The 3388-nt window shown below is 70.3% G+C and carries 3 protein-coding genes and 1 pseudogene; 3 read left to right on the forward strand and 1 reads right to left on the reverse strand.

Going from position 1 to position 3388, the window contains the following annotated elements; translation table 11 throughout:
- Positions 1–92: 92 nt before the first annotated feature.
- The 3 genes from E1298_RS45390 to E1298_RS45400 all read left to right on the forward strand — a co-directional run bounded on the left by E1298_RS45390 (position 93) and on the right by E1298_RS45400 (position 2376).
- The gene (locus E1298_RS45390; protein WP_131903563.1) at positions 93–617 is read left to right on the forward strand and encodes a hypothetical protein; all 525 of its coding nucleotides are present in this window, start codon (positions 93–95) and stop codon (positions 615–617) included.
- A 377-nt stretch (positions 618–994) separates the two neighbouring features.
- On the forward strand, positions 995–1207 hold the full coding sequence (locus E1298_RS45395; protein WP_131903564.1) for a hypothetical protein: 213 nt from the start codon (positions 995–997) through the stop codon (positions 1205–1207).
- A complete protein-coding gene (locus E1298_RS45400; protein WP_131903565.1) occupies positions 1204–2376 on the forward strand; it encodes a GAF domain-containing protein in 1173 nt (390 codons plus the stop codon). The genes E1298_RS45395 and E1298_RS45400 overlap by 4 nt, the downstream gene beginning before the upstream one ends.
- Positions 2377–2704: 328 nt before the next feature.
- On the opposite strand, the pseudogene E1298_RS45405 reads toward E1298_RS45400, so the two are convergent.
- Positions 2705–3262 (reverse strand): annotated as a pseudogene (locus tag E1298_RS45405) (IS5 family transposase); the annotation flags it as partial.
- Positions 3263–3388 lie beyond the last annotated feature (126 nt).

Below are 3388 nucleotides of genomic sequence, written 5' to 3' on the forward strand. Positions count from 1 at the left end.
CCCCGAGCCCTGCGGTCTCCAGCCCACGACAAACGCCTCCCACACCGGCCCCACGGGCCGCGTTACGCCCTCCTTCTCGACGGTGGCCCTTCATGCTGGCGGGCCTGATCGCCCTCATCGTCCTGATAACCGCGGCCATCACCGTGGCCGTCACCTTCATCGCCGTCAACCAAGACGGCGACACCCCGCAGCAGCCGGGACCGCAGCGCCCGCCGGCGGTGGCCGTCCCACCCGCGACGTCCCCGTCGACGGCACCCACCACGGCGACGCCATCGCACAAGCCGACCGCGGCCGCGACGAGCAGCGAGCCGCCCACGCCACCGACCTCGCCCCGCCCGGCACCTGGCCGCCCGCGCGCCTCCTCCACACCACAGCCCGACCGCCCCGCGATCGCCGCGCCACCCGGCCCCTGCAACCGCTACCGCGTCACCGCGCGGGACATGGCCCTGCGCACCCAAGACAACGAAGGCACCGGCGAGGCCATCTACCACGGCGAGATCGCCACCGTCACCCGCCGCGGCACCCCCACCGGCCGCACCGATCTGTGGCACGTCACCACCCCACGCGCACAAGGCTGGATCCACCCCGACCACCGCTACTGGAGCCCCATCTGCTGACCCCCCGCCGCCGACCGCAGGAGCCCGCGCGCCACACACGTCGGATGCCGGAGCGGTGACGGAGCGACTGGTCAACTTGTACACCGATCGGTTCATCGGACGGTACGCACGCTCTGTCCGCCGTCGGCCAGGATCGCGAACGGGCGGCGGGGCCGGGCTCAGGCGTCCGAGCCGGTAGGAGCGATCGAATGAGGCGGTTACGGCATCGTCGAACCTGCCTGCGGCAGCCCGACCTGCGAGGTCGTGATCCCCGCCGACCAGCTCCAGCCAGCCCTTGAAGGCTCTGAAGCTATTGATGGCGGAGTGGGTTGCACAGTCCGGGTTCTTGCGAGCTCTTTGGAGGAACTGGTCATTGTCAAGCGTTTCAAGGAGGGACCATGGGTGATGTGCTCGCGTTAGGAGCCGCCGTCATCGTGGCCGTAGGGCAGATCCTGCGGATCGGCGAGATCACTGTGCGCGCAGCGGTCAGGCGGCACGAAGCAGGCGGGCCCGCGCCCGGCCATGGCCGGGCGGTGTCCCCGGCGGATGGTCAGGCGGGGGCTGCGGTCGGCGCGGCGTCGGTCGCCTCGAAGACGGGGCGGGAGCGATGACCGTGATCGCCTGCGACGAGGGTGAGTTCGAAGCGTTCGCCTGCGAGCAGTACGCCCCATTGAGAGGGTGGTTGACCGCGAAGGGAGCCTGTCGCTTCGACGCCGAGGATGTGGCGCAGGTGGCGCTCACAAAGGTGTGGCTGCGCTGGCCGAAGGTGGAGTACCGACGCGCCTACCTGTACTGCGTCGCGAGCAACGAGCTGGGCAAGCTCTGGCGGGCCCGAGCCCGGGTCCGGGCGCGAGACACCGGATACAGCGGCATCGGCCCTCTGACACGGGAGGAGACGGTCGGCGGTATACCGGCCCGGCTGCAGGCTGAGATGGTGCGGCGGGACCTGCTCGCCCTGCCCGGTCGGCAACGCGCTGTGCTGGCCGGATGCTGCGACCACTACCAGGACACCGAGCTCGCCGCAGCCCTGCGGATGCCCATGGCGACCGTCCGCTCCCACCGCAGGCACGCCCGCGTCAGCCTGCGCGAGTTCGCGGCGATGCTCGGGCAGGACCCGGGCGGGCGGATGCTGCGGCGCGCGTACGAGGAGATGCGCTGCGGGGACCCCTCCCCGCCCGGATCCCGGCCGGTGATCAGCCAGTCCTGGACCCGGTCCGCGACGCGCCTGCCCAACCCCGAGCACGGCCCCGCGGTGGCCCCGCTCAGCTCGCAGGAGCTCGCGCTGCGCCGCCTCACCTCACCACTGGCCGGGATCGGCCCGGACGCATGCGCCAGACAGGCCGACACGACCGGGCGGCTGATGGTCATCACCGACCCCGACGGCCGTGTCCTGTGGCGGGCCGGCGACCGCCAGGACCTTCGCCGCGGCGACCACGACGGACACGGCGACGGCGCCTGCCTGGCCGAACACGCCGTCGGCACCAGCGGCGTCAGCCTCGCCCTGGCGGCCGGCCACCCGGTCGTGGTGTGCGGCCCGGAACACTACTCACCCGCCCAACACGACCTGGTCTGCGCCGGCGCCCCCATCCACCATCCCGCAGACGGCCGGCTGGTCGGCGCGGTCTGCATCAGCGCACCATGGCCCGCCGCGCACCCTGACATGCTCAAGCTCATCGACGAAACCGCCAGGCGCATACGGCGACGAATACCCAACCCCACCAGCGCAGACGGTGCCCTGGAAGGCGGAGGTGGAGTTAACCGGAGGGTGGAGATCGACTGATCCACCCCTCTGCCGCGCCCTGGGCCGACCACGACCAAGCACATCCTCCAAGCAATCCCAGAGTCTAGATCCCGGACTTTTGCTGAAGGTCCGAACATGGGGGAGTTTCGGAGCCTCATGCGCGCGGGTGTGCACGCATGAGGTAGAAGGTCCCGGTGGCGTCCGGGGGGTGCTGTCGAGCACGCGCGGACCGTATGGGCAGGACTCTGCTTGCGTCTCTCTGGCGATCAGGGCCTCTGGCCGCTCGTCCGGACTGCTGGACGACCACGTGCGCGAGCACCCTGCGGGCCGCTGTGACATCCCAAGGTCGTCTTAGGTAGACGGCATCTCATTTGGTGAGTCGGCGGTGGCAGATCAGGGCGGCGGCGATGCCGGTGAAGGCCAGGAAATGCTCGGGTTTGCGTTCGTAGCGGCGGCGCAGGCGGCGGAACCCATTGAGCCATGACACCGTCCGCTCGACCACCCAGCGGTGTCGGCCGAGCCGGTCAGAGCGCTCGATACCGCGCCGGGCGATGCGCGGGACAATTCCGCGCTCGCGCAGAAAGGCGCGCAGGTCGGGGTAGTCATAACCCTTGTCGGCGTGGTCCACGGCGGGAACGGATCGGCGGAATGCTGCGCACCAGCGGTTCCAGCCCCAGCTTGTCGTGGGTGTTGGCCGCTGAGATTCCGACACCGATCGGCAGACCGGCACGGTCGACCAGCAGATGGATCTTCGACCCAGGCTTGCCGCGATCGACAGGATTCGGGCCCGTCAGCTCCCCCCTTTGCTCGCCCGGACGCCGACCGAGCCGATCGCACACCTCGACCAGTCCAACTCCCCGCGTGCGCCCAACTCATCCAGCACCAGGCGGTGCAGCTTGGCCCAGACCCGCGCCGCGCTCCACTGAGCCTTTTCCATCTTGATCGTGCTGGTCACAAGGTGGTTGCGGTGGACTGAGTCGGCCGGTGACGCGACGAGGCTCCTGGTAGATGCGAAGTCGACCAAAACAACCGCCCTGCCAGGAGCCTCTGG

It is taken from the genome of Actinomadura rubrisoli, from assembly GCF_004349215.1.
Lineage (GTDB): Bacteria > Actinomycetota > Actinomycetes > Streptosporangiales > Streptosporangiaceae > Spirillospora > Spirillospora rubrisoli.